General features: G+C 63.1%; 24 protein-coding genes and 1 tRNA gene. 11 read left to right on the top strand and 14 right to left on the bottom strand.

Annotated elements, in window-relative coordinates; all coding sequences use genetic code 11:
* Both AC3LCN_RS04530 and AC3LCN_RS04525 read right to left on the bottom strand, forming a co-directional pair.
* Positions 1 to 185, bottom strand: a 185-nt coding sequence (locus tag AC3LCN_RS04530) for a hypothetical protein (protein WP_488648901.1), incomplete at its 3' end; no start/stop codon positions are given.
* A 9-nt stretch (positions 186 to 194) separates the two neighbouring features.
* Complete coding sequence (locus tag AC3LCN_RS04525) at positions 195 to 698, bottom strand: PIN domain-containing protein (RefSeq protein WP_488648900.1); 504 nt, start codon at positions 696 to 698, stop codon at positions 195 to 197.
* A 6-nt stretch (positions 699 to 704) separates the two neighbouring features.
* On the opposite strand from AC3LCN_RS04525, the gene AC3LCN_RS04520 reads away from it, so the two are divergent.
* The gene (locus tag AC3LCN_RS04520; RefSeq protein ID WP_488648899.1) at positions 705 to 1,544 is read left to right on the top strand and encodes an HAD-IIA family hydrolase; all 840 of its coding nucleotides are present in this window, start codon (positions 705 to 707) and stop codon (positions 1,542 to 1,544) included.
* The gene (locus AC3LCN_RS04515) at positions 1,537 to 2,547 is read left to right on the top strand and encodes a hypothetical protein (RefSeq protein ID WP_488648898.1); all 1,011 of its coding nucleotides are present in this window, start codon (positions 1,537 to 1,539) and stop codon (positions 2,545 to 2,547) included. Before AC3LCN_RS04520 ends, AC3LCN_RS04515 begins: the two co-directional genes overlap by 8 nt.
* Here the strand turns inward: AC3LCN_RS04515 and AC3LCN_RS04510 are convergent.
* On the bottom strand, positions 2,544 to 3,179 hold the full coding sequence (locus tag AC3LCN_RS04510) for a LysE family transporter (RefSeq protein ID WP_488648897.1): 636 nt from the start codon (positions 3,177 to 3,179) through the stop codon (positions 2,544 to 2,546). The two genes, AC3LCN_RS04515 and AC3LCN_RS04510, sit on opposite strands and share 4 nt — an antisense overlap.
* A 60-nt stretch (positions 3,180 to 3,239) precedes the next feature.
* Between AC3LCN_RS04510 and AC3LCN_RS04505 the strand changes: the two genes are divergently transcribed.
* Genes AC3LCN_RS04505 through pepN form a run of 7 tightly spaced genes read left to right on the top strand, consistent with a single transcriptional unit; the run spans position 3,240 to position 12,812 of the window.
* Positions 3,240 to 4,172, top strand: coding sequence for a complex I NDUFA9 subunit family protein (locus AC3LCN_RS04505; protein ID WP_488648896.1), 933 nt, complete (start codon positions 3,240 to 3,242; stop codon positions 4,170 to 4,172).
* A 25-nt stretch (positions 4,173 to 4,197) separates the two neighbouring features.
* A complete protein-coding gene (locus AC3LCN_RS04500) occupies positions 4,198 to 5,790 on the top strand; it encodes a leucyl aminopeptidase family protein (protein WP_488648895.1) in 1,593 nt (530 codons plus the stop codon).
* A gap of 40 nt (positions 5,791 to 5,830) precedes the next feature.
* On the top strand, positions 5,831 to 7,273 hold the full coding sequence (locus AC3LCN_RS04495; protein WP_488648894.1) for a murein hydrolase activator EnvC family protein: 1,443 nt from the start codon (positions 5,831 to 5,833) through the stop codon (positions 7,271 to 7,273).
* On the top strand, positions 7,224 to 8,555 hold the full coding sequence (locus AC3LCN_RS04490; RefSeq protein WP_488648893.1) for a glucose-1-phosphate adenylyltransferase family protein: 1,332 nt from the start codon (positions 7,224 to 7,226) through the stop codon (positions 8,553 to 8,555). Before AC3LCN_RS04495 ends, AC3LCN_RS04490 begins: the two co-directional genes overlap by 50 nt.
* A gap of 4 nt (positions 8,556 to 8,559) precedes the next feature.
* Entirely contained in the window at positions 8,560 to 9,069 is a 510-nt protein-coding gene (locus tag AC3LCN_RS04485) for a YbjN domain-containing protein (RefSeq protein ID WP_488648892.1), read from the top strand.
* A gap of 35 nt (positions 9,070 to 9,104) precedes the next feature.
* Positions 9,105 to 10,175, top strand: a complete 1,071-nt coding sequence (locus AC3LCN_RS04480) for a nicotinate phosphoribosyltransferase (protein ID WP_488648891.1) — start codon at positions 9,105 to 9,107, stop codon at positions 10,173 to 10,175.
* 9 nt (positions 10,176 to 10,184) lie between these two features.
* Entirely contained in the window at positions 10,185 to 12,812 is a 2,628-nt protein-coding gene (gene pepN, locus AC3LCN_RS04475; RefSeq protein WP_488648890.1) for an aminopeptidase N, read from the top strand.
* 44 nt (positions 12,813 to 12,856) lie between these two features.
* Here the strand turns inward: pepN and AC3LCN_RS04470 are convergent, their stop codons facing one another.
* The 4 genes from AC3LCN_RS04470 to AC3LCN_RS04455 form a co-directional block, all read right to left on the bottom strand.
* Complete coding sequence (locus tag AC3LCN_RS04470; protein ID WP_488648889.1) at positions 12,857 to 14,305, bottom strand: aspartate aminotransferase family protein; 1,449 nt, start codon at positions 14,303 to 14,305, stop codon at positions 12,857 to 12,859.
* A gap of 126 nt (positions 14,306 to 14,431) precedes the next feature.
* Positions 14,432 to 15,067 carry an NUDIX hydrolase gene (locus tag AC3LCN_RS04465; protein ID WP_488648888.1) on the bottom strand — a complete coding sequence of 212 codons (636 nt, stop codon included), beginning with the start codon at positions 15,065 to 15,067 and terminating at the stop codon, positions 14,432 to 14,434.
* Between the two features lie 98 nt (positions 15,068 to 15,165).
* Entirely contained in the window at positions 15,166 to 16,458 is a 1,293-nt protein-coding gene (locus AC3LCN_RS04460; protein ID WP_488648887.1) for an MFS transporter, read from the bottom strand.
* Positions 16,459 to 16,479: 21 nt separating this feature from the next.
* Positions 16,480 to 16,554, bottom strand: a tRNA-His gene (locus AC3LCN_RS04455).
* Between the two features lie 100 nt (positions 16,555 to 16,654).
* Here AC3LCN_RS04455 and AC3LCN_RS04450 point away from each other — a divergent pair.
* Positions 16,655 to 17,341, top strand: coding sequence for a biotin transporter BioY (locus tag AC3LCN_RS04450; RefSeq protein ID WP_488648886.1), 687 nt, complete (start codon positions 16,655 to 16,657; stop codon positions 17,339 to 17,341).
* A gap of 19 nt (positions 17,342 to 17,360) precedes the next feature.
* Positions 17,361 to 18,908: a xylulokinase gene (locus AC3LCN_RS04445; RefSeq protein WP_488648885.1), complete on the top strand. Its 1,548-nt coding sequence runs from the start codon at positions 17,361 to 17,363 to the stop codon at positions 18,906 to 18,908.
* On the opposite strand, the gene AC3LCN_RS04440 is transcribed toward AC3LCN_RS04445, so the two are convergent.
* The 7 genes from AC3LCN_RS04440 to AC3LCN_RS04410 form a co-directional block, all read right to left on the bottom strand.
* On the bottom strand, positions 18,905 to 20,116 hold the full coding sequence (locus AC3LCN_RS04440; protein WP_488648884.1) for an ABC transporter ATP-binding protein: 1,212 nt from the start codon (positions 20,114 to 20,116) through the stop codon (positions 18,905 to 18,907). The genes AC3LCN_RS04445 and AC3LCN_RS04440 overlap by 4 nt on opposite strands.
* The gene (locus tag AC3LCN_RS04435) at positions 20,113 to 21,141 is read right to left on the bottom strand and encodes an ABC transporter ATP-binding protein (protein ID WP_488648883.1); all 1,029 of its coding nucleotides are present in this window, start codon (positions 21,139 to 21,141) and stop codon (positions 20,113 to 20,115) included. Before AC3LCN_RS04435 ends, AC3LCN_RS04440 begins: the two co-directional genes overlap by 4 nt.
* Positions 21,138 to 22,088: an ABC transporter permease gene (locus tag AC3LCN_RS04430; RefSeq protein ID WP_488648882.1), complete on the bottom strand. Its 951-nt coding sequence runs from the start codon at positions 22,086 to 22,088 to the stop codon at positions 21,138 to 21,140. Before AC3LCN_RS04430 ends, AC3LCN_RS04435 begins: the two co-directional genes overlap by 4 nt.
* Entirely contained in the window at positions 22,085 to 23,179 is a 1,095-nt protein-coding gene (locus tag AC3LCN_RS04425; protein WP_488648881.1) for an ABC transporter permease, read from the bottom strand. Before AC3LCN_RS04425 ends, AC3LCN_RS04430 begins: the two co-directional genes overlap by 4 nt.
* A 197-nt stretch (positions 23,180 to 23,376) precedes the next feature.
* Positions 23,377 to 25,131 (bottom strand): ABC transporter substrate-binding protein, encoded by a 1,755-nt coding sequence (locus AC3LCN_RS04420; protein ID WP_488648880.1) that lies wholly within the window; start codon positions 25,129 to 25,131, stop codon positions 23,377 to 23,379.
* 171 nt (positions 25,132 to 25,302) lie between these two features.
* Entirely contained in the window at positions 25,303 to 25,959 is a 657-nt protein-coding gene (gene pdxH / locus AC3LCN_RS04415; protein WP_488648879.1) for a pyridoxamine 5'-phosphate oxidase, read from the bottom strand.
* A gap of 5 nt (positions 25,960 to 25,964) precedes the next feature.
* The coding region (locus AC3LCN_RS04410) for a 2-oxo acid dehydrogenase subunit E2 (RefSeq protein WP_488648878.1) at positions 25,965 to 26,644 on the bottom strand (680 nt) is incomplete at its 5' end.

Here is a 26,644-nt window from a genome sequence, read left to right as displayed (position 1 = left end):
CCACGCTTGGTGATGCCGACCAGCGTCCAGATGCCACCCGTTGAGACGATCCAAAGGAGTACGAGGGGGGCGACGAAGAGTGGGAGGAGACCTATTAAGGCGCCCCAGTTTGGCGTGACAAAGGCGGGGACGATCGTGCTGAGCCAGGCGAAGAACTCGGCGATGCGAGCACCAATTTCACTCATAGCTGAATCTTAGCGGGGGCGCGGCGGACGCGTTGAGGGGCCGCGCTTATGGGTCGCGCCACGCCCCGGGCGCCACCGCCGTTCGGAATCACCCTCATCTTTACTCGGCGCCGCACGTCGGGGGCCGGATCCGCCGATGCTTGGGGGGCGTGCGCCCGTTCCAGCGAGGGGGGCACGCGGCGGGCCGCCGATAGCGTCGCGGAAGTAGCGGGCGCTGACGACAGAGGCCCCGAGGGCGGTGCACCGTGCGGCCAGCCCGCGGTCATCTGTGATGACAACGATTCGGTCCGCTGAGCCAGGATCTGGCGTGCCGATCGCCTCGACGATCTGGTCGTCGGCGGAGCGGGCACCGCCATCACGAAAGACCTCGATCGCGACCCCTGGGGTGATGGTCCGACGCAGCTTCGCCTCAAGGTTGTTGAGGCGCCCCTCATCCCGGCCGCCGACGAGGTTGTTGCCGTCCACCAGCAGGCGCTTCGCGTTGCGTAGGGTGACGCGCTCCTGATCTACCATCGCCTCATGCTCCTTTGTGTTGACCTTGACGGGGTTGTCTACCGCGGCAGTGAGCCGGTCCTTGGCGTCGGCCCGCTCCTCACCGAGCGTGTTGACGGCGGTGACCACGTGATCTACGTCACCAACAACAGCTTCCTGCGCCGTGTTGAGTATCGCTCACGCATCGAGGCGTGTGGCGCCCCGCTCTCAGCGCACGGCATCATCACCGCCGCCTCAGCCGTGGCGCAGCACTTCGTTGATAAGGGGTATCGCCACATCTTGGTTTACGGGGCAGAGGGTCTCGCCGCCGAGCTGCGCGACGCGGGGCTCGACGCCTGCCGCACCGCCGAGTTCGATGGACCAGAGTCACTCGATGTCTGGGGTGTAGATGCAGTGACGGTGGGCCTTGATCGCGAGTCTGATTGGCATGACCTTGCCGTCGCCACCGACGCCGTGCGCGCTGGTGCCCCGCTGATCGTGCCGAATCGCGACGCCAACTACCCCGATCCAGGCCGCCTCGTGCCGGGCACGGGTGCAGCGGTGGCGGCGCTGGAGGCGGCGACCGGTGTGCGCGCCACGGCGATCGGCAAGCCAGCGCCCGATCTACTGCTACAGGCGGCGGCACTCGACGGGAGCGACATTCGCGACGCGATCATGATCGGCGACTCTCCCGCGACCGATATCGCTGCGGCGAACGCGGCGGGGTGTCGATCGATTCTCTTGATGACGGGCGTCGGCGCGGGCGTTGGCGCCGTACAGATCGATGACCTACCAGCGGCGCAGCGTCCAACCTGGGTCGCGCGCGATGCGGCGGAGATGGCGGGCATCCTTGCTGCAGTTACTGCGAACGGAGTTGCACGTGGCTAACAGCTTCCTCGACCTCTGGCGCGCAGCGGGCCGGGAGCGCCACCCAGGGAAGACCGGGTCGCTCCCGGCGCCCCTCGATCGCCTGAACGGCGAGACGCTGGCGGCGCGCGATGGCGCACACCCACTCGCATTCCTGACTAGTGCGGAACTTCTGACGCCGTGCACCGATGCGCTCTCAGGCTCCATTGAGGTGACACCTGGCAGCCTGGTCAGCGGTGAGATTCATGCCCGCCTCCGCGTGCGCGCCACCAAAGAGATTAAGGCGCGAGGGACACGCGTCTCTGTAAAGGGATATCTAGTGCGCGAGGTCACGCAATCGCTGACACAGAAGAACGGCGATCAGGAACTCACCACAACTTGGGTCGAAGTGGTCGCCACCGAGATCGCCAACGTGCCGCTGATGGAGATCGCCGTGCCGGAAACGCTGGCCCCGGGCGACGAGATCGACCTCAAGATCCTTGCACCCGCCCCAGCACTTGGGCCACCCTCGGTGCATCTCGGTGCCTATATGGTGGTGTGGACGCTCCAGGTGGAGTGGGATATCGCTGCAGGCGGTGACGAGCGCGTGGCCGCCGTGATCAACATTGCGCAGAACCCAGACCTGCTGCGCTCCGGCGTGATCTCGCTCGGTCCTTCGGCAATGATGGCCGCCTGGTCTGAGGGCGAGGTCTCCATGGATGTTGAACCGGCACCACCCATCGCACCAGGAAGTGCGCTGCATGTCAACGTTCGTTGGCCGAGCGCCGCTGGTGGCCGCGGCGCACGTGTCGAACTGTATGTTGACGTGAAGATGGCGCCGCCCGTACGCATCGCCGCAGCAGAGTTGCAGACGAGTGACCTAGCGAAGGGGAGTCTCGTCACCTTTGAGATTCCGAGTGACGCCCCACCTGTGTTTGACGGAGTTAAAGGAGCGCAGTTGTCGCTGCGTTATCGCATTCGGGTGCTCATTGATCGACCGATGCGCAGTGATCTTGCTGCGGAGCGCAACGTGGTGATCGGCTAAGCGACGCTGCGCAGCGCCGTCACGGCGATGCTCGTACCGAATCCGATGATCAGCACCTGGCCGACGATGCGCGTTGCGGTGACCGCGCGCTCCGGAAGGATGCGACCTGCAGCGGCACCGATCGCCCCCAGCAAGAGTTGCCACGAGAGGCTCGCCCCCGCCGCGCCAACGGTAAAGGCGACGGCGTTGATCGGGTCGCTCCCGAGACCGGGGAGGCCGATGGCGAGCGCCAAGAAGTAGAGGACCGTCGCAGGGTTCATCGCGGTGAGGGCGATGAAGCGGAGGTAGAGCTGTCGGGCGCTGCCACGCACACGCGGGTCGGTGGCCGCATCGGCGCTCGTGCTTGAGGTGCGCAGCGAGAGGAGCCCGCGGACCCCGATCGAGATCAGAATCCCGCCCGAGAGGAGCTGGAGTGGCATCAGGGCAGCGGCAAGAAGTTGGTTGAGGAGGCCGCCAACAACGAGCGCCAACGAGCAGAAGAGCAGGTCGACGGTCGCAGCGCCTGCGCCGGCGGCAAGTCCGCGGCGGAGGCCGCCCATCATCCCCGTCTCAATGATGAGCACGGCGATCACGCCGACGGGGACAGCGATTGCGTAGCCTGCGAACATACCCGCGACCAGTGCGCCAATCATCGGTGCATCATAGAGTGGAGCGGTGGCCCGGAGAGGTCCCGGAAGCGAAGAGGGGGTTCTATGGCGCGAGTCTTTCTCACCGGTGCAACGGGATTCGTGGGGAGTCACGTGTTGCCAGCACTCCTCGGCGCCGGACACTCCGTTACCGCCCTCGTACGCAGCGACGCACGGGCTACTGCCCTGCAGGCGCGCGTCGCCGCCTCGCCCGGCAAATTCGAAACTAGGATTGGAACGGTGAACGATCGTGCGTCACTCGACGCGGCGATGGTTGGCTGCGATGCGGTCGTGCACCTGGTGGCATTAGCACGCGACTGGAACGATGGCGCCGACCTTGAGCGCGTCAACGCCGTTGGTACCGCCACGATCGTTGCGGCGGCCGAGGCGGCCGGCATCAAGCGGCTCATTCATCTCGGTGCGCTCGGCGTGCTAGAGCGACCGGAGTTGCACTACGCCAGCTCCAAGGCGCGCGGCGAGGGCTTCGTTCGCGCCTCATCGCTCGACTGGACGATCCTCAAGCCGAGCCTCATCTGGGGGGAGCGCGACGGCTTCTTCAATATCGTTGCGGCGCTCGTCAAGATTCCTGCGCCAGCGGTGCCAGTTCCTGGCAACGGGAAGAGTCGCTTTCAGCCGGTCTGGGTTGGCGATGTTGCCCGCGCCATCGTGCAGGTGCTCGATGCACCGAAGGGGAGCATCAAGGCATCGTTCGAACTGGGCGGTCCGCGCTACTGGACGTATGCCGAGATCACGCGTGAGGTGGCGCGTGCCCTTGGGAAGCGCCGCATCATCATCCCAATGCCGGTGCCGTTGATCACCCTCGTCGCGCGCATCTCCGAGGCGATTCGCCTCCCATTCCCCGTTGCAACAGACCAGTTGCGCCAGTTGGCACTAGATAACATCGGCGCTACGGATGCGGTCGAGCGCGAGCTCGGCTTTGCCCCAGTTGATATGGGCGGTCGACTCAGCTACCTCAGGCGCAAGATCAGCAAGCAGTAGGCGTCACCGGCGCGAGGAGGATCAGATGCGGATCATCATCACAGCAAAGAACGCTGCGGCGAAGGCGGGAGTCCTTGTGGCCCCAGTCTTTAGCGATCAGCTTGACGCATCATATCTTCGTGAGATTGACAGCAAGAGCGGCGGACGCATCGCTGCACTCCGCGCGATCGGCGAGGGGACAGGGAGCCGTTACAGCTGCACGCTGACAAGTGCTGGCCGCCTTCCCGCTGATCACCTACTTCTGGTCGGCGCCGGCCCTCGCGCCGACTTTGGTCGACAAGAGCTACAGCGTTGGGCCTCGGCGGCAACGCGTCGCCTCGCGGGACGCAAGATCACACGACTCGCCATTGATGCCACCGGCATCATCGCTGCGCTAACCAGCACATCACCGGCACTCCGCGCCGAAGGTGGCGCATCATTTGGTCCGGGCCTTTCCGCGAACGCGGCAATGAAGAGTGACGCTGCGGTGATCGCCGTCGACTTCATCGTGCGCGGCGTCATTGACGGCTCATTCCACGAAGGGATCGGCGGGAAGAGCGTCATCGAGGCGCAACCTGCAGCACTCACCGTGCTCGAAATCATCGTTCCGAGTGGTACCGATCTCGCCGCTGCAAGCGAGGGCGCCCGTCGCGCCGAAATCATTGCGAGCGGTGTTGTGCGTACGCGACGCTGGTCTAACTATCCGGCGAACGAGATGCCGCCACTCGGCATTGCCGAAGAGGCGCGCGATCGCGCACGCGCCGTTGGCCTGCGCGCCACCATCATCACCGCTGCACAGTTGCAGCGCATGGGCGCCGGCATGTTGCTCGCCGTCGGCAAAGGCTCGAAGAGCCCACCCTGTCTCGTCGTTCTCTCCGGCGGCAAGCCTGGCGCCAAGGATCCACTCGGCCGACGCCTCGCAATGGTCGGCAAGGGCGTCTGCTTCGATACCGGCGGCATTTCGCTGAAGCCTCCCGCCGAAATGGAAGAGATGAAGCACGACAAGAACGGCGCCATCGCCGTGCTTGAGGCTGCTGCAACCATTGCGCAGCTCGACCCAGGTCGCCCAATTCACGCCGTCGCGGCCTGTGTTGAAAACATGCCGGGCGGAAATGCCACACGACCTGGCGACGTCGTTACCGCCCTCAACGGCAAGCGTGTCGAGATCACCAACACCGACGCCGAAGGGCGCCTCATCCTTGGCGACGCGCTGCACTACGCGGAGCGCGAGCTCGGCGCAACGCATCTCGTAGATGTGGCCACGCTGACCGGCATCGCCTACGCCGCATACGGCGGCGAGGTTGCCGCTACCTGCGGCACCGATGCAGGATTCCTCGATGAGTTCCACCTCGCCGCGCGCCGCGCTGGTGAGGTCTACTGGCCGTATCCACTGGCAGAGGCCTACGTGAAGAACATGTCGACCTGGTCGGCCGACTTCCAGAATTCAGGCTCGCGTGAGGCATCACTGGTTCGTAGCGGCCTCTTCCTGCGCGAGTTCGTGACCGTGCCGTGGGTGCATCTCGATATTGCTGGGACCGCCTATCGCCGCAGCGTTGCCCCATTCGCTGGGCGCGGCTCTACGGGCGCGGCCCACACCTCGCTCGTTGAGCTGGCCATGGGGGGTGGCGTCCGTCGCTGAGGCTGATACTCTTGCCGTAGCGGAGGAGAGGAGGTCACAGATGGAGCACCCGCCTGCGCAAAAGCAACGTACGTGGCGCGCCCGACTCGGCGTCCTGCTCACCATCCCTCTCCTTATTGTTGGCCTCGGCTTGGCACAGGTTGGACCGGTTCGCGGGGACCCTCTCGATGACGCCCTCGCCCAACAGAAGGCGCTCGCCGCACAGCTCGCCGCCCAACAGAAGGCGCTCGATGCACTGATCGCGCAGCAGGGTGCCCTCACCGCGCAGCTCGCCTCCACCTCTGCAGCCCTGGCGAAAAACACGGCAACGCTAACAAGCATCACGACGCAGGTGGCACAGCTCACGACCGCGGTGCAGCAGGCGCAGGCTGGCCTCAACAAACTCAACGCCGCAGTGAACGCCCTTGACGCGGAGATCAGTCGGCTGGTGAAGGCGCAACAGGCGAAAGCCCGTGACCTTGCGGCACGTCAGGCGATCTTGGCATCTCGAATTCGTGAGGCGTACATCGCCGACCAGACCCCGCCACTCTGGATCCTGCTCTCTGGCCAGAGCTTTACCGACATCCTGCTCGACATCGCCGGGTTCAATGCCCTCGGCGCAGAAGATGTGAAGCTCGCGGATGGCATTAGTCGCGATGCGGCGCGCCTCGCGGAGATTGAAGACCAGGTGCGTGCAAATCGTGCCGAAACTGAAAAGCTGCGCGCCTCTGCCGCGAAGCAGAAGGCGGCCCTTGATAAGCAGGTCTCACTGCTGAACGCCGCGAAGGCGCGACTCGCCGCCGCGATCGCTGCACAGAAGAGGGCGATTGCTGCGCAGAAGGCGGCGATGGAGAAGGTGATTTCCGACAAGAAGAAGCTCGCCGCCGCTGTCGCCGCACTGAAAGCGGAAGAGGCGCGCGTCACCGCAACAGTGAATGCCCTCCTGCAGGGTCAATTCGGCTCCGGCCTCCCCACCGTGTACAAGGGTGGCTGGACGTGGCCGATTGTCCATAACGGATCCAGCTTCATCAAGCCGGTTGGCGGCACTCGACCATATATCTCGCAAAAGTTCGGCTGTGTGAGCTGGCCAATCTACCCGAAGAGCTCAACCTGCCCGAAGGGGTATCCATACCTTCATAACGGCGTCGACATTGCAGCCGCGCCAGGAACGCCAATCTATGCGGCGGCGAGCGGCAAGGTGATGATCGCGGGCATCTGCAGTTACTGCGTGGTGTGGAAGGGGATGCGTCCGCTCGCCTGGATCTGGATCGCCCATTCAAAGACCATGGTTTCGATCTACGGGCATATCGGAGACGGGAAGGTCTCCAGCCAGCCGAAGTGGCGCGTGAAGGCGGGTGAGTTTGTGGCTGCAGGGCAGTTGATCGGTTTTGTTGGATCAACGGGGAATGTCACAGGGCCTCACCTTCACCTCTCGCTCTTGCTGAACGGCAAATATGTCTGCATTCAGAAGTACCTTCCTGGGGGAGCCTGCTCTGCGTACTGATCGCACCGTTGCGGTGATCCTTGCCGGCGGTGAGGGGAACCGGCTGGGCGTGCTCTCAGGCGTGCGGGCAAAGCCCGCCGTGCCATTCGGCGGCAAGTACAGAATCATCGACTTCACCCTCTCAAACTGTGTGAACAGCGGCATTGATGACGTGCTGGTGCTCACGCAGTACAACCCTCGGTCGCTAAACGACCATATCGGTCGCGGTCGGGCTTGGGATCTCGATCGCACCATCGGCGGCGTACGGCTCCTGCAGCCGCAGGTCGGTCGTGGCAATACCGCCAACTGGTACAGCGGCACGGCGGATGCGGTGCGGCAGAACCTTCGTGAAGTGGTGGCGAGTGGTGCGGAGACGGTGCTCGTGCTTGCCGGCGACCACATCTACAAGATGGATTACGAGCGCCTCATTACCGCCCATCGACGCAGTGGTGCCGACGTGACCGTCTCGGTGCGCGAGGTGAGCCTCGATGATGCGCGCCGCATGGGTGTGGTCGACATGGATGAGCGAAGTCGCATCACTGGCTTCCAGGAGAAGCCGAAGCGGCCAACCAATCGCCTCGCCAGCATGGGGATCTACGCCTTTACCGCCGATGCGCTGGCCGCGTGGCTCGATGAGGCACGCCCCGACTTTGGCGCCGACGTGTTGCCGGCGATGCTCGCCGGTGGTGAAAAGGTGATGGCCCATCGATTCCGCGGCTACTGGCAAGACGTGGGGACCCTCCCCGCCTACTTCGACGCGAACATGGCGCTCCTTGAGGCGAAGCCCGAGCTCGACCTGTATGAGCGCGATTGGCTGATCCTCACCCGTTCCGAGGAGCGAGCCCCCGCCCGCATCGGCGCCGACGCCCGCGTCGAGCGTTCGATGATTTCGCACGGCTGTGTGATTGAGGGGATCGTGGAGCGCAGCGTTCTTTCGCCTGGTGTGCGCGTCGGTCGGGGCGCGATCGTGCGCGATAGCATCGTGATGTTCGATGCCGTGATTGGACCTGGCGCCGTCATTGATCACGCCATCATCGACAAAGAGGTGCGCATTGGGCGCGATGCAAAAGTTGGCGTCGGCGAGTTGCCGGGTGCACCGAACCGCGCCAACCCCGATATGCTGGCGACTGGCCTCGTCGTCATTGGTAAGCAGGCTGAGGTCCCTGAAAGCGCATCCGTTGGCCGAAACGTCTTGGTCGATGCTGAGGCGAGCCTGAGTGATTGGTCCGACTCTGGCAGCGTGAAGGCGGGCGCAACGATCAAGGCTGCGCGCACCTGGAACCAGCGCCGCACGGCGCGATAGTCGCATGACACTTCTGCAGGTTGCGTCAATCCCCGCGCTGCTTGAACTACATGGTGTCGTGGTCCCCTCACCACACAAGCGTGATGACGCTACGGTGTGGGACCTGGAGCTTGACGGAGAGCGCCGCCGCTCCTTGCGCCTCTCACTCATTCACGACGCACGCCCAGGCGGCGTTATTGTGGTGTGGGCGCATCTAGCACCACCGCTCGGTGACGGTCTGCGCAAGGCGTATCGCCGCCTCTTGGAGTGGAACGACAAGTACCTCTTTGCGAAGTTCGGCATTGCCGAAGATGGCCGGCCGGTGCTCAGCATCGAGTTGCGCGCTGAACAGGCGACCGAGCACGATCTGGTCGAGGCACTCGCCCGTACGGTGTTGATTGCGGATCGCCTCCTCGATGAGACCGCCGCATGGATCTGGATCGGCGGCCGTATCCCCGCCGACGACGGTTCTCCGCGCCGGAACCAGCCCCTCTTGCGCGCCGTCCCCGATCTCGCCGATCGTCTGGAGGGGTAGCCTCCGACCGCTCGCCGCAGGGCTATGCTTCGCCTATGGCAGAACTTGATCTCCCCACGCGATCCGTCCCGCGGCCCCTACCTGCACTCCTGACCGGCGAGAACGCCGATGTCTACTTCCTGCGCACCGAAAATGTGTTGGCGGGGGAGGGGCGTAATCCAGTCGTAACGATGGAGGTCTTCTGTCGTCGCGCTGGCGCCACACTTTGCGGCATAGATGAGGCGAAGGGGCTTCTCTCCATTGCACTTGAAGCAGATGCCGCGGCCGGCAACGCGGCGGTTTGGGCCTTGAAGGATGGCGACCTGATTGAGGCGAAAGAGATAGTTCTGCGTATTCGCGCGCCGTACCAGTCAATCGCCCGCTTTGAGACGGCGTATTTAGGGATGATGGCCCACGGCTCTGGGTGGGCGACCGCCGCGCGCGCCATTGTCGACGCGGCTGCACCAACGCCCGTCATCGCTTTTGGCGCGCGCCACGTGCACCCAAACATTGCCGATCGGCTCGACTACGCCGCGATTATTGGCGGTGCGACAAGTGCGTCGACTACTGCGGGGAGTTCGCGCGCCGGTCGGCTGCCGGTAGGCACCATGCCACATGCGCTGGTGCTGATTCACGGCGACACGGTCGAAGCTGCACTCGCCTTTGATCGCCAGATTGAGCCAGACGTTCCGCGTATCGTGCTCGTTGACACCTTCCGCGATGAGTCCGAGGAGTCAGCGCGTGTCGCTGCAGCGCTGGGGAGCAAACTTGGCGGCGTGCGGCTCGATCGCGCAAGTGAACTTGGTGGGGTAACGCCTGCCCTTGTCGCAGAGGTGCGCGCCGCTCTCGATGCCGCCGGTGCAACGGCGGCACAGATCGTCATCTCGGGTGGCCTCTCGCTGGAGCGCATCGCAGAGTTCAAGGCTGCAGGGTCACGCGTGGACACCTATGCCGTTGGGAGTGCGATTTCGGGGATTCGACCCATTGATTTCACCGCTGATATTCATGAAATAGATGGCCAGCCGATTGGCAAGCGTGGGCGACCGTCGGGGGCGACCGCATCGCCGCGGCTCCGCGAGGTCGACCTCGCCGCTTGGCGCGCCGCTCTTACCCCAGCAACCCGCTAGGATCTGGCGGTGAGCCTGACCATAGATACTCCCGGAGCCGAAGCCCGAGACCTCTTGACGCAGGTGGAGGCTGCCGCTCGCGCCGCCGCAGTTGGCGACGTACTCTACGAGCTCCGGCTCGACCTCGCGGCTAATGCGGCAACCTTTCGTGGGCATCTCGTTACACGCTTCACCCTCGCCGCTGGGCATGGCGGGCCAATCTTCCTCTGCTTCCGTGGGCGCACCATTCACAGTCTCACGCTCAACGGCGTGGTCATCGATGCCCCTGACTGGAGCGGCTATCGCCTCACGCTGCCAGCGGCCCTTCTGAAGGCGGGCGCCGAAAATCTCCTTGAGGTGTCATATGAGAACCCCTACGACACTGGCGGCGATGGTGTCTTCCGCTTCATTGACCCCGAAGACCAGGGCGAATATGTCTACACCAACTTTGAGCCATACGAGGCACACCGCATGGCTCCAATCTTTGATCAGCCCGACATCAAGGCGAAGCTCTCGCTCACTGTCGCCGCCCCCGCCGCATGGCGGGTATTTGGGAATGGCGCCGAAACAGCGACAAGCCCCGATGGTGCTGGCGGCACGCTGCACACCTTCGCCGAGACCCCGCCGCTTCCGAGCTATCTATTCAGCTTTGCCGCCGGCCCGTTTGTGGGGCGACGCTTTGAGGTTGCCATTCCGGGCCGTGCCACTCCGGTGCAGGTAGGCCTCTGGTCGCGCGGCTCCCTCGAGAGGCATCTCTCATACGACCTCTTCCAGAAGATGACGAGCCAAGCGTTCACCTACTTCGGTGAACTTTTCGGTCGCGAATACCCATTCGAGAAGCTCGACCACGTCTACTGTCCCGAGTTCAACGTTGGCGCGATGGAGAATGTCGGGCTGATCACCTACACGGAGCGCTACATCTTCCTAAGCACTCCGACGCCGAGCGACGTGACCGATCTCGCCGAGGTGGTCTTTCATGAGATTGCCCACATGTGGTTCGGCAATCTGGTCACGATGCGCTGGTGGGACGACCTTTGGCTCAATGAATCTTTTGCAACCTATGCGGCCGCCCTCTGCCTGACCGAAGGGTCGGAGCACACGACCGCCTGGCAAGAGTTCAACGTGCAGTTGAAGCGCTGGTCGTTGGTTGAAGACGACTCACCGACGACACATCCGATTGCTGGCACCGTAGGCGACACAGACCAAACCTTCCTGAACTTCGACGGGATAACTTACGGCAAAGGGGGTGCGGTGCTGAAGCAGCTCGGCGCACGCCTTGGACGCGCCGGCTTCTCTGCAGGGCTACGCCTGCACTTCCAGCGACACGCGTTTGGCAACGCCACCCTTGCTGACTTCCTCACCTCCCTCGAAGAGGGGAGTGGCGTCTCGCTCGCCGACTGGTCGGAACAGTGGTTGCGAACTAGTGGGCCCAATCGACTCGGCGCCCTGATTACACCGAGTGCGGGCGGCAAGATCAATAGCCTCACGGTCACCCAGGAGGTCGTCTCGGGTGATGACGTGTTGCGGGAGCACCTGCTGCGCGTTGCCCTCCTCTACCCAGGCGAGAGCGGCGCCGTCACCATTGAGCCGTATGAGGTTCTTGTGACAGGGGCGCGTACCGATGTGCCGAGTGCCGTTGGGCGGCCTCTTCCGCTTGCAGTGATCCCGAATCATGACGATCTCGCCGTGGGCAAGATCGCCCTCGACGAGGCGACGCTCCGCTTCGCCGAGAGGCGGCTTGAGGCGGTCCCTGACGGGCTCTTGCGCCAGCTCACCTGGATGGCGATCTACGAGCTCGTACGCGACGGCCGCTACCCGGCGCCCCGCTACGCGCAGCTGCTGATCGACCGCCTCCCGCATGAAGTTGACTCTTCTATCGTTCAGGGCGTTGTTGAGTCAACGTTGAGTGGCCTCCTACTCCGCTATCTCCCTGATGGTGAGCGCGAGCGTTGGGGAAGCCACATCGTTGACACCGCACGCGCCCGATTAGCCCGCGGTGGCGGCGAGGGGATGCGCATTGTTTGGTCGCGAATCATGGTCATGGCGTCGGTCACGCCTCGAGACGTAGAGGAGACATGGCAGGTTGCGGCGGGCGAGACGCCGCTTGACGGCGTCGAGATCGATCAGGATCATCGCTGGTCGCTGCTCATTCGCGCGGCCTCATTTGGTGCACCGAACAGCGGGGAGCGACTTGCGGCAGAGGCGCAGCGAGATCCGAGCGACCGTGGCGCGCGTGCACTCCTCGCCGCTGGGGCCGCAACGCCAAACGTAGCCGCAAAGCGGGCGGCATGGGCGCGCATCCTTCGCTCTGACGGGTACGGCAGCGTAAGAAAGACACTCGCCGCCGCGAGCGGTTTCGCCTGGCCGTGGCAGCACCAACTGCTTGCGCCGTATGTTGCCCAGATCCCAACCGCACTCCTCGCCCTCGGATCAGCGGACGCAACTTATGCCCGCGACCTGGTCACACGAAGTGCCTCACTTGGGCTCTGGGGGTCACCAACATCGATGCTCGCCGCTATTGACGCACTCCTCACTAACATTGCCGACCCAGCACATGGCATCCCATCGGTTGATGCGACACGACTGCGACGATTCGCGTTGCTTGAGCGCGATGGCCTGATTCGCGTCTTGCGGCAACAGGCTAGTAGCCGCGATTAATCCTTGGCCTACGTGACGCGGGTCAAGAGCCTCTGCGGCGAGCGCTAGCGCGTCAGTTCGGCGGCCAGCTCCTCAAAGACGCCAAGGTAGTGGTCGGCGTCAGCGGGGGTCATTCCGATTGAGAGGGTCCACTCCTCGTCACGACCCGGCGTACCGAAGATGCCGCGATTCATGTTCCAGAGCCAGACAAGATCAATGATCTCTTTCTGCTGGGCGGACTTATACGATTCATAGTCCACAACCTTTGATTGGGCAAAGGTGATGACCCCCTTGGACTGAATCCCCACCGCATAGGCGGCGAGCTTGTACCGATTGATAATGCCCTGGGCGCCGTCAAGAAGTTGGCTATTGAGGCGACCGAGGTGCGTGTACACATCTGGCGTCATCACGTGCTCCATATTGGCGCGCGCCGCCGCCATGGCCAGTGGATTGCCGTTGAAGGTGCCCACCATATACACATCGCCGGAGTCAACCATTGACCACATCTCGTCGGTGCCACCGATAGCACCCGTAGGGATGCCGGCGCCGAGCGCCTTGGCGAGGCAGACGAGGTCAGGCTTGATGCCGAAGAGTTCGGTTGCGCCGCCAGCGGCAACCGTGAGGCCGGTCTTCACCTCGTCGACAATCCAGACGACGCCAAACTTTTTGGTGATGCGTCGCACCTCGGCGAGGTAGCCGAGCTCGGGCAGAATCACTCCGCAGTTCATCATCGCCGCCTCCATGATCAAGCAGGCGGGGAGGCGCCCCTCACTCTGAAGCGAGTCGAGTCGTCGCTCGAGGACACCAGCGTCATTGAACGGCACGGCGATTGTCATCTGCGTGACGGAGTCCGGGATCCCCTTGCCGTAGGCGATTGATGGATAGTTTTCGCGATCTTTGCCGTCGTATACCGAGAGGCCGATATCAACCATCACATAGTCGTGGTGGCCGTGATAGCTGCCGAAGATTTTCATCACGCCATCGCGGCCAGTGATGCCGCGGGCGAGGCGGATCGCATCCATGGTGGCTTCGGAGCCAGAGTTGACGAAGCGCCAGCGGGGGAGGCCCCAACGCGCAGCAAGGTGCTCCGCAACGATGTAGGTGTCTTCGGTTGGCGCGGCGAAGTGTGAGCCGAGTCGGATGCGCCGATCGACGGCCTCGGTGATGACCGGATGCGCATGCCCTTGCACCATGCTGCCGATGCCGTTGTGTACGTCGAGGTACTGATGCCCATCAACATCCCAAACGTACTGTCCCTGTCCGCGGTCGAGGTAGATCGGCCACGGCGCACGTTTCTGGTAGCTCGACGAGACGCCACCAACGAGTGAGCGCTTGGCGCGGTCGTAGGCGGCCGCTGAGCCCTGGGTGCGGCCGTCGAGGCGCTCGGACTCGCGGGCGGTCAGGTCGCGAATGCGGGCAGGATCAATCTGAACGGTGGGCCCAACGGGCGGCTCCGCCCGATGGGGAGCCGGCGACGAGGTCGGTGCGAGGTGCCGCAGTGGTTCGATCGCCATATCAATACACCCTTCTCTGCGGAATCCGCAGTGCGGACCGCTGTGGGTACGATTCTAGCACCGTAGGGGGGGTGGGGGTACGGATATCGCAACTCAAGAGGGATTTACGCACGAGCCGTGCGGGGGTCAGCGAGTGGCGAGGCGCTCCGCTACGGCGATGGCAATCAGGCTCTTGGCATCCACGATGGCCCCACGGCGGACCGCCTCGGCCGCCTCCGCAATGGTCAGCCGAACCGCCTCAATCGCCTCATCCTCGTCGGGGGTGCGGGCACCAGGGCCAGCCTCTGTGAGCCCGACGGCAAGGAAGAGCTCCATGCGCTCGCTCGTAAACCCCGGGGCGGTGAAGAAACTTCGGAGGTGCTGCCAGGTTGCTGCTCGTAGACCCGTCTCCTCTTCGAGTTCGCGTTCGGCGGCCAACTGCGTCTCTTCTGTGATGCCGTCGTGTAGGTCGAGGGTTCCAGCGGGCACCTCAAGGAGAAGCCGCCCCACTGGGGCGCGGAACTGGCGCACGAAGAGCATCTCGCTCGCCAGCGTTACCGTCACGTCGCTGGCCGCATCAATGGCAAGGATGGCCACAGCGCCCGGGTGACCAACGATGTAGCGCACATGCTGCTCGCCGTTGATGCGCTCAACGGTAGTGCGACGCCACTCCATGTATGCCGCCTGAACCACCAGGTCCGAAGCTACGACGACCTCGTTGAGATCGCCAGGCTCGAGCAGCGCGGCGAGGCGTGCACCGAGAGCATCATCACCAAATCGCATAGCCGTTCCTTTCCTTCCAACTCTGGGTGCCATGCGCAACGCGTTCGGCTGCGTCGTGCAGTCTATCAGCGGGCAAGGGTCTGTGATCGATCGCTGCGCTACTTCTGGGCAACTCCCGTCGGCATCTCCCTGATCTTCCAGACGGGCCCAAAGAGAAGTGGGATGAATGCGAAGCTCGCACCGATCCCACCAACGATGAGCGCCTCGCGCAATCCTAGGTTCGTGCCGATGATCCCGCCGAGCACGGCGCCGATTGGAATCGTCCCCCAGACGAACCAGCGCATCGTGGCGTTCATGCGCCCCGACATCTCGGGTGGGGTGAGCGCCTGGCGCAAGCTCACCTGGTTGATGTTGTACAGGGTGCCCGACGCAGCCGCGACGAAGAAGCCGCCGCCAATCACGAGGGCGTTGAGCAGGTCGTGCTCGGGCTGGCAGAAGGCGAGTACCGCCATCAGCGGTCCGCCCAGGGGTATGGTGAGGACGATAGTTCGGCCGACGCCGATCTTCTTGGAGATTTTGCCGGCCAATACGGCGCTGATGAGCCCACCAGCGGAGCCAAGCGTTGCCGCAAAGCCGATAAGCGCCACAGAGAGACCGAGCACGTTGTAGGCGAAGAGCATCTCGACGGTCCCGCCAATGCTGCCAAACAGGTTTGCGGTTGCGGTTGCGCCACCGATCGTGCGCAGGGCTGGGTGGCCAAAGACATAGCGCAGTCCGGCGGTAATGTCAGATCGCAGCGAGGCGCGCGGCTTGCCTGCAGCTGGTGCCACGGCGCCACTCTGTTCGGCGACGGATTCGTGCTTCGGCTTGATCGAGAAGATAAAGAGGGCAGAAAACATGTACGAGATGGCGTCAATCACCACTGCCGCTGGTGCTCTGACGATGGCGATTAGCGCGCCAGCGAGGCTCGGCCCAATCAGGCCCGCGGCCGAGCGGCTGATCTCGAGCTTAGAGTTTCCCTCAACGAGATCTTCTTTGGGAATCAGTGATGGAAGATAGGCCTGGTAGGCGACATCAAAGAAGACGGTGAGGGTGCCGAGCAAGAGACCAACGATAATCAGCTGCGCAATCGAGAGTACGCCGAGTGCGTACGAGATTGGCAGCGTCAGCAGCAGGAGGGCTCGGCCGAGGTCGCCGACGATGAGCAATCTGCGCCGTGGCAAGCGGTCGACGAGCACGCCTATCAGCAGCCCAAGGATCAGGAAGGGGAGGAAGTCGGCAAGGTTGATTAACGCGATCTCCATTGGGCCGGCGTTCAGCAATTGGATGGCGATAATCGGCATGGCGAGGTTGCTAAAGCTGGATCCAAAGTGGCTAATCGTTTCGGCGGTCCAGAGGCGGACGAAGCCTGGGTCGTTGATCAGGCGACGGCGAGGTGTGGCTGTGGGCACGGGGGCGCTCCTCACGAGTGGTGGGGTGGCCAGAGGGAATTGAACCCTCATCTGCGGCTCCACAAACCACGGTCCTAACCATTGAACGATGGCCACCACGTCAGCCGCCATCTTACCCTGCGGGGAGGGGGGTGGCGCAGGGTAGACTGGGGGTCGGCGCCTGTGCACAAGCCTGGCGCCCGTAGGGAGGGTAACGATGCAAATTCGACGCGCAATGCCTGCCATGGGCCGGATCCCCGCCGCCGAGTACGGGGTGACGCTGGGTGACTTCTTCTTCCCCGTCTTCCTCGGCGAGCGCCTTGGCGCCCGCCTTCAAGGCCTGGCACTCGCAGTCGTTGGCGCCGCGGTCGTGGCTGCCTCCGCGCAGATCGTTATTCCACTCCCTGGCACCCCTGTGCCGATCACCGGGCAAACGTTCGGCGTGCTCCTTGTTGGCGCAGCCCTTGGCGCGCGCCGCGGCCTCGCATCAATGGCGCTCTACCTGGCCCTCGGCATCCTTGGAGCCCCGATCTTCCGCGAGGGGAGCCACGGCATTGAGAAGTTCTTCATCTCTGGTGAGGCGGGTCTCTTGCAGTTCGCGCCAACCGGCGGCTACCTCGTCGGCATGCTCTTCGCCGGGTGGATCGTTGGGCGCCTCGCCGATCTTGGCTGGGATCGCAGCGTGATCGGCACCATCGGCGCTATGGCGATCGGCAGCCTGATCATTTATAGCTTCGGCGTGCCATGGCTCGCCGCAGCTGCGCATCTTGAGATCGGCGTTGCCATTGAGAAGGGGCTCGCCCCATTCCTGCTCGGCGACGCGATCAAGCTCGGACTTGCGGCTGCGGTCTTCCCTTCGGCTTGGTGGTATGTGAACCACGGCCGGAGCAACGGTCCTCGCTGATCTAGCGGCGACGCACCTGATGCGTCAACCAGCTCGCGCCGCACTCCTCGCCTTCGACATTGGGACTAGTTCAATCAAGGTCTTACTTGTTGATGCTGAAACGGGCATGCCGCGACACCTAGCACGTCGCCCATCGAGTTTAGCGAGCGCAATTGGCTCGCCTTTAGATTCACATGAACAGGACCTTGATTTCTGGTGGCGCGCACTCTGCGACGCAACACGAGAGGCATTAGACGTTGCCGAGCGTAGTGGCGGGATTGAGGTGCGCGGAATCGGCATGGTTGGACACGGTCCATCACTGGTGCCGGTTCGCGAAGACGGTAGCGCCGCGGGACCAGTCCATCTTTGGCGTGATCGGCGCGCCGTAGATGATGAGGTCGCCCTTGGAGCGCTTCTAGGCCGAAGTGGCTGGCTGCTGGGTGAGCTACCAAAAGCGCGATGGCTGCTGCGCGAGCGCCCCGACAGTGCCGCCTCCGCAGCCTGGCTGCTCTCTACCTGGGATGCGCTCGCGAACCGTCTCACTGGGACTGCGGTGAGCTCATTCTGGGATCCAGCGCGCAGCCTTTCGCCAGCCGACCGACACGCACTGCTCGGCGCCGGCGTAGATGGTCGCGCGATGCCACCAGAGGTGTTCCCTGGGACGTGCATCGGAACACTCCTCCCGCGTGCTGCTAAAGAGCTGGGGCTCGTTGCTGGGATTCCGATTGCTGCCGGTGTGAATGACGGATTGGGCGCCGTGATCGGAGCGGGTCTAGTTCGTGCTGGAATTGGGGTAGACGTAGGTGGCACCGCTGGTGGCGTGGCTGTCGTAGAACATTCAGTCAAGGCGCGCAAGATTGTGGAGCAAACAGGGAGGCTCCTCTGGGCGGGTCCAGCACCTCTCCCGTTCGGGGACCTGGTGGTTCTGGGCGGGGCATTCGCCGGAACGGGTCGAATCCTAGAATGGGTGATCGAAGATCTTCTCGCTGGCAGTGCTGACGCCGCGCCGGCGCGGCGTGCTGCGTTGTTTGAAGAGGCGGGGGCGCTCCCCCTTGGCGCCGAGGGGCTCATCGCCCGACCGATATCACAGACCGGGTGGCGTGCGCCAGCCTCGGTGAGCGACGCCTTTGTCGGGATCACTGAGGCGCATCGATCGGCACACTTCGTGCGTGCCGCAATCGAAGGAGGCGCACTGGCTGTTGCGCACTTGCTCACGCCCGCGCTCGAAGCCGGGCTCACCTTGGCCGAGATGCGACTCTCGGGCCCTGCAACTGGGGCCGCCCCCGGGCCGCTCTCGCAGGCAGAGCGAGTTCCAGTCGCCCTCGTTCAGATGCGCGCCGATCTTTTTGGGGTGCCTGTCGTGGTTGGGCAGAATCCTGAGGCCTCGGCTGCTGGAGCTGCCGCACTTGCAGGGGTAGCATCCGGTGCCTTTCACGGTTTGAGGGAGGCGGCGGAACAAATGGCGCAGCCAGCCCTTCGTGTGGAGCCGCAGGCTAATCAGATACAGCACGCCCTCGAACTACGCGCACGCTACAGCGCGCTGATGAGCGATGAGGGTGAGAGTGTGGGCGGACGCCGAGCGGATTAAGCGCCGCGTCGAACCTTCGCTGCGGTAGCGCTCTTCTTGGACTTTGGTGTGCTCTTCAAGGCGCTCTTTGGTACTCGCTTCGCCGAGCGCACGGCCTTGGCTGCCCGTGAGATCTCTGCGCGACCACTTCGCGTGGTGGCGGCAGCCCCATCCTCTAGTGGGAAGTGGCAGGCGACACTCACGCTTGGATCGCGGACTGTGGCAACGAGCTTCGGCTCTTCGGTTGCACAGCGCTCCGGATTTCCGAGCTGCTCACGGAGCCAGCAACGCGTGCGGAATCGGCACCCCGAGGGAGGGTTGATCGGCGATGGGATCTCGCCTTCAAGGATCAGTCGATCTTTCAGGTCATGAGCTTCAACCTTTGGCACGGCAGAGATCAGCGCCACTGTGTACGGATGCTGAGGCTTGGTGAACACGCGATCCACCGGGCCAAGCTCAACGATTTTTCCGAGGTACATGACCGCAACCCGGTCAGCAAAATAGCCAACGACGTCAAGATTGTGGCTAATGAACATATAGGTGAGGCCATGCTTATCCCGAAGGTCGGTGAGCAGGTTAAGGACTTGGCTCTGGATTGAAACATCAAGCGCGGAGACTGGCTCGTCTAGCACGATGAATTCTGGATCCAGCGCTAGGGCGCGCGCAATGCCGACACGTTGACGCTGGCCTCCAGAGAATTCGTGTGGGTAGCGCACCGCATACTCTGCGGGGAGACCAACAAGCTCAAGGGCCTGATGCATGCGCTTGCGGCGCTGGCTAGATGTGCCCAAATTGTGCGCCACCAAACCCTCTTCGATCTGATCGCCAACAGGCAATCGCGGATTTAGTGACCCGAACGGATCCTGGAAGACAATTTGCATCTGGCGGCGGAGCTTACGCCGTTCTTCTGAGCTGCGGTCGGTGAGTCGTTTGCCGTCAAACCAAACCTCACCAGCCGTTGCCTTCTGAAGACCGAGGGTGACCCTCCCGAGCGTCGTCTTGCCAGAGCCGGATTCACCAACGACGGCGAGAGTTTCGCCTCGCGCAATGGCTAGGTCAACGCCATCGACGGCCTTGACGTACTGCCTCTTTTGAATGATCGGAATTCCTCCGGCGATAGGGAAGTACTTCTTGATGTCGCGCAGCTGCACAAGGGGCTTTGGCTGCGTTGTGCGTGTTGACCGGGAGTCACTGGTGATTCGCTTCTTTGCCGTGCCCTTCTCGCTCACTTTTTGCCCCCTCCACGCTTCGTCGTCGGTCGTGCTCCAGCTGCGATCTCATCCGCCCGGAAGCAGCGCACCGACCGATTCGCTCCTCGGGCCTTGAGCTCAGGGACGGCGGTGCTACAAGCAGCAACGGCGAAGCGGCAACGGGGATGGAAGCGGCAGCCGCTTGGGAAGTTTGCTGGGGAGGGAACCATCCCTTGGATCGTTGAGAGGCTCTGGCCTCGTCGCTCATAGGATGGGATCGATGCGACGAGGTCAAGGGCGTATGGGCTTGCTGGCGTGCGAATCACGGCGGCTGCTGGGCCTTCCTCCACGATCTGCCCGGCGTACATCACCGCCACCCGGTCAGCCGATTCAGCTACGACACCGAGGTCGTGGGTGATGAGCAGCAGCGCCGTTCCGCGCTCGCGCGTTGAGCGACGCAGCAGGTCAAGTACCTGCGCCTGGATCGTTACGTCGAGGGCAGTAGTCGGCTCGTCGGCGATGATGAGCTCAGGCTCTCCTGCGAGAGCCATAGCGATCATGGCGCGCTGTCGCATGCCGCCCGATAGTTGGTGCGGGTACTGCTTGGCTCGGCGCGCTGCCTGGGCGATCTCTACCGACTCCAAATACTCGACCGCCTTGGCATTGGCGACCTTCCAGTTGCCGCGGCCGTGGGCAACCAGCACCTCTGCGATCTGCTCACCGATGGTGGTCACCGGGTTAAGGGCAGAGAGTGGCTCTTGGAAGATCATCGAAATCCCGCCGCCTCGGACCTTACGCATGTAGGACTCTGGCCTGCCGAGGAGCTCGTCACCGCGGAACTTTACCGACCCGGTAACGGTGGCCTGCTCCTTCACCAATAGACCGATCGTGGCGAGGGCCGAAACGCTCTTCCCGGAACCTGATTCCCCAACGATCGCTAGGCACTCTCCCTTGTCGATATGGAACGAGACACCCTCCACCACCTTGACAGTGCCAGTGGCGCTCGCGAATGAGACGTTGAGGTTCCGCACATCAATGACTGGCCCCAGTGCGTCGCGTTTCACTTCGCACCTCGAGGGTCAAGGGCTTCGCGCAGTGCGTCGCCGACCATATTAATCGAGAGTGAGGTCAGCACGATAAAGAGGCCGGGAAAGCCGATCCACCACCAATTCCCCTGTTGCAAGAACTTTGATGACTCAGAGAGAACGTTCCCCCACGTTGGCGTCGCCCCATCGACGCCGAAGCCCAGATAGCTGATGAAGGCCTCGCTAATGATGGCACCACCCACGATGAATGGCGCCGAGACAACGACTGGGCCAATGGCGTTCGGCAGAATATGGCGTACGGCGATGCGCAGTGGCCGAACGCCAAGGGCGCGAGCGGCTTCGACATATTCCATCTCTCGGATGGCTAATACCTGTCCGCGTACGAGGCGGGCGAGGCCCATCCAACCGAACACGACGAATACGAAGATCAGCGTCCAAATGCCACCGCCGTGTGCCCCTTGCAAGATGCGTGCCAATACGAGGATCACAAAGAGGGTTGGGATCATCAGGAAGATGTCGGCGAGGCGCATCAGCGCGCTGTCGACCCTCCCCCCTAGGGTTCCAGCGATGACGCCAATGAGGGTGCCCAAGGTGATGCTACCGATCGCCGTAAAGAACCCGATCGCCAGTGAGGTCTTGCCACCATTGACGACGAGGGTCAGTACATCGAGCTGCAGGAGTCCGGTTTCGCCAAACGGCCGACCCCACGCAGGTCCGCGGCCAACAAAATTGATCTCGTCTGGTTGCGGTACGTAATAAAAGTTAAACGGCAGAAGGAAGGAGCCGACAATCACGAAGAGGAAGATGGCAACCAAGATGATCAGGCCGAGTGGCCCGACGCGCCCCGAGAAGAAGCGGCGTCGAGCCTGGCCCCAGGGGCTCTCCGAGATTCCACCATCGAGCGCCTTCTGAGGTTTACGCTTCGGTACAGCGCGCTTTAGCAGCGAGCCCAGCACGCTGCTCACAGGCGCACCCGTGGATCAAGGATGGCGTAGAGAAGGTCAGAGATGAGGTTGCCGATAGAGACAGCAACCGCGCCAACCGTTAGCACGGCCATCAGCACTGGGTAGTCGAGGGTGCCGATGGCGGTCACGGTAAGTCGGCCGACACCTGGCCAGCTGAAGATCGTTTCGGTGACCAGCGCACCAGATACCAAGAACGGAAAAGTGAGGCCGATGTTGGTGGCGAATGGAATCAGGCCGGTACGAAGGATGTGGCGAATGTTGATGCGCCGCGCACTCAGGCCCTTTGATCGTGCCGTGCGCACATGCTCCATGCTCATCGACTCAATGACGCTCTGACGCACGTAGCGTGAGTCGCCCGCGATGCTGATCGTTACAAGGGTGACGACCGGAAGGATGAGGTGGCGCCCAAGATCTGCGAGCGCGGCACCGGGGTTAGCAGAAGCGTAGGTCCAGTACGCGTCACTGCCGAATGCTGGGGAGAGGCGCGCGTCCGTCATGCCGCTCACCGGGGTGAGGTGCAGCGTTACGGCGAAGATCCAGATCAATGTGAAGCCCAGGATAAAGACGGGGAACGAGTTCATGACGTAGGTAACGATGCTCGTTATGTGGTCGAACTTTGACCCATTTCGGAGCGCCGTGGCGACGCCCAGGAGGACGGCGAGGGAAAGCCAGATCACTGAGGCGAGCAGGGCAAGGATAAAGGTCGGCAGCAGTGCGTGGCCCAGCCGTTCAATTACGGGCGACCCACTCTCATAGGAGTACCCGAAATCGCCGTGCGCGATGCCTGTGTCGACGCCGCTCAACCCGGTTGGCAAGATTGCTGGAAGGCCAGTTGGGCCAAGCAGAGCATCGATTCCATCACGATCGCGACGGCAAGCCCCGAGCCAGCGGCAGTACTGCACTGGAACAGGCTTATCGAGGCCAAGCGCCTTCACATACGCGGCAGCCTGCGCTGGCGTGTACTTGGGATTCCCCGCATATTTCTGGGCTGGCCCACCAGGGGCGGCAAGGAGTAACGCGTAGATGAGCACGGTCGCGCCGAGGAGGATGCCGAGGCTGACCGCGACGCGGCGAACGATGAACTTCAACATACCTGCCCCTTTCTAGCCCCCCCGACCGTTGCCGAATCGTACCTGAAACCGGGCGCCTGAGGCGCATGGGAGCTCCCCCGGCGGTGCCCCGCCCAACGCTCTGCGGACCCCTCCCCTTCTGCCAGAGGTCGCAAAAAAAGGCGGGGCCCGAAGGCCCCGCCTTTTTGCCGCCCCGACGCACGCCGGAGCGGTAGAACTTACTGGGTCAGCGAGATCTCACCCGCGTTCCAGAGCGGGCCGGCCTGCGTTGGGTTCTGGACGAACCCAATGACCTTGTCGCTCACCAGCTCGATTCCGAGCCAGTAGTAGAGCGGAATCTCTGCCGTTGAGTCGGACAGGATCTTCTGGACCGACGCGGCGGCCGCCTTGATCTTGTCCGAGTCAACATTGGTCTTGACGCCCTCCAAGACTGCGTCCAACTTTGGATCGCTGATCTTGGCGTCGTTCTGGCCATCGGGCTCAAACTTCGAGGAGTGGTACACGATGTAGAGCGACACTGCCTCAATCCCTGAGGAGAATGCATGTAGCCCTACGTCAAACGTACCGCGTGAGAGGTTGCAGGCGTCGGTTTCCGCTGAATCGGTCCACGGCGCAAACAACACACCACCCGAAACTGGATCGTAAATGGCCTTGATACCGATTTTGGCGAGGTCACTCGCAATGTAGGCGATCACCGACTTGCGCACGGCCTTCTTTGTCGTGCAGAAGTCAAGCACTGCCTCAACGCCGTCCTTATCGACGGTTCCATTGGCATTGGTGTCCGTCCAACCGGCGTCTGCGAGCGTCTTCGCCGCAGCAACAAGGTCAAACTTGGATGCACCTGGGTCGCTGTAGAACCAGGCGAGTGGCGTCACGCTTGAGTTAGCGACTTGACCAGCGCCACCGAGGACGCGGGCCAAGATTGCCGCCTTATCGGTTGCCTGCGAGATGGCCTTGCGGATTGCAGGGTCAGACGCTGGGCAGCCGCCATTGCGCTCAGCCAGGATCTCTGGGTTGATCGAGCAGTCCGTTGCCGAATTGTTCGGGCGCAGGAACTCATATGTGAAGACTGCCTGCACGAGCTGGTTCTTGCCGAGATCTGCCGTCACGGCCTTTGCGTTCTGGTCAAGGTCTGTGACGACATCAAGCTCGCCGTTGCGATACTTCGCGATACACGTGTCTGGATCGCCGCAAACGACGTACTTGATGCTGTCAAGGTTTGCCGCCTTGCCAGTGTATGGGTGCTTCCACTCTGGGTTTCGGACCATGACGGTCTCAACACCCTCGGTGCGGCTCTGGAACTTGAATGGTCCCGAGGTTGGGACGTTCTTTAGGTCCTCAGGTCGGTAACCCGCACCCTGGACCATGTCGGTTGCGGCGTTGCCGTCACCGATCGTGAACTTCTCGAAGTAGTGCTTTGGTGCGATCGACACGCCGCCATACACCGCGGAGTAGAGCTCCGAATAGTGCAAGACGATCGTCGTTTCATCCGGGCAGTCGACCTTGGAGATCTCCTTGGTCCCGGTGGTGTTGAGCGGATTTTTTGGATTCAAGATCCAATCGTGGGTATAGGCCACGTCCGCGCAGGTGATGGCAACGCCGTCGGACCACTTGAGGCCCGAGCGAAGGTGCCACGTTACGGTCATTGCATCACCGTCGGTGCCAGGGACCACAACGCCCTTGTTGGCAATCGAAGGGATCTCCGTGGCCATCCATGGCACGTACTTCGCTTCGTTTGTCACCGTGACAAGGCCGTCATAGACGGTCGCCAAGACGTTTGCCGACATGACTGTTGAGTAGTAGAACGGATTGAGGCTATCGACGTCCTGATAGTCGCCAACAAGCAACGTTCCGCCCGTAGCGCCACCGGTACCCGGAGCGTACGAACCAACGATGCTGGCGCCACCGCCGCATGCCCCTGCAACAATCGCCGCGCTGAGCGCGAGAGTTGCGAGAAGGGACTTCTTCCGCATATTTCCTCCTTAGCTTCGGCCCTCCGCACCGATAGCGGGGTGCCCTACAGATAAGCGCAGATTGCGCTTGGGCGGGAGTGTATCTGATCGTGCGGCGTACCTGACACCCCTGCCGCAAAAAGCGGAGTGGCGGTCAGTCAGGTTCTGGGCGCATCGTTCGAGGGGGGCCGGTTACGGTTGCAGCCGGCGGGTCTCCCAGGCGCCCTCGGGGGTGGCCCGAAGATACTCAAATCGGTCGTGGAGGCGGTACTCACCCCCCTGCCAGAACTCCCACTGTGCGGGAGTCACCCGATAGCCGCCCCAGTGTGGCGGGAGGGCCGGCAGGGTCTCGGGGGTGGGGTCATGGCTGTCAGTCGCCGCGCTCAGGGCAGCTTCGAGTGCAGCACGATCCGCGATTGGCTCTCCCTGGGCGCTCGCCCAGGCACCGAGCTGGCTCTCACGAGGGCGGCTAGCAAAGTAGTCGGCGGACTCGGCCTCCGAGAGGCGGGCCACCGAGCCTGAGAGGCGCACCTGTCGCTCCAGGGTCGGCCACCAGAGGGTGAGGGCTGCCGCTGGCCTGGTGGCAAGGTCGCGCCCCTTGCGGCTCCCGTGGTTCGTATAAAAGTCAATCCCCTCGGGGCTGATGCCGCGGATCAGGATCATGCGAACGCTCGGGTTCCCGGCGTCGTCGGCGGTGGCAAGGGCGGCAGCGAGTGGCTCGGGGACCTGCTGCGCGATCGCCTCGTTGACCCAACGGCGGAATTGGTCGACCGGGTCGGGGAGAAGATCGTTGGCGTCGAGGCGCCCCCGCTGGTAGTTCGAACGATCACCGAGCGGCTGACTACTCATGGGCGTCAGGCGAGTCCGGTCGGTGCCTCAAGCCGAGACTTGAGGTCGCCGAGGAATGTGGCAACCAGTGCACCGTCGACGGCGCGGTGGTCGGCGGAGAGCGTTGCTGTCAACATCGTGCGCGCCACCACGACACCATCGCGCACCACGGCGCGCGACTCGCTGCGACCCGTCGCCAAGATCGCCACCTGCGGTGGCGTGACAATGGCGGTGAACTGCGTCACCGGGAACGAGCCGAGGTTTGAGAGCGTGAACGTCTGCTCGGTGAATTCGGCAGGGCGCAACTTGCCAATCTTGGTGCGCGCGACAAGGTCACGCAACTCCGCGGAAATGGTGGCAAGACCTTTTGCTGCGCAATCAAGGAGTGCCGGCGCAACGAGGCCATCGGGAACCGCAATCGCGATGCCGATGTTGATCGGCGTGGAGCGCTCGAGTGCTTCGCCCTCCCACACCGCGTTGAGTGCCGGATAGGCGGCGAGCGATTGCGCCAGGGCGCGAACCAACCACGCCGTCAGGGTGACGCGATCATCGCCAGAGCGTCCGGCGTTCAGCGCCTCGTTGGCGACGACGACCGCATCCATCTCGATGTCGGTCGAGACATAGAAGTGCGGCGCCTTTGACTTGGACTCCACCATGCGACGGCTGATCGCCGTGCGCATCGGCGTGAACTCAACGGGGGTTCGCC

Origin of the sequence: Candidatus Limnocylindrus sp., from assembly GCF_040397215.1 — a bacterium.
Lineage (GTDB): Bacteria > Chloroflexota > Limnocylindria > Limnocylindrales > Limnocylindraceae > Limnocylindrus.
The sequence above is the reverse complement of the archived record's forward strand: the minus strand, read 5'-3'. Positions and strand labels throughout refer to the sequence as shown.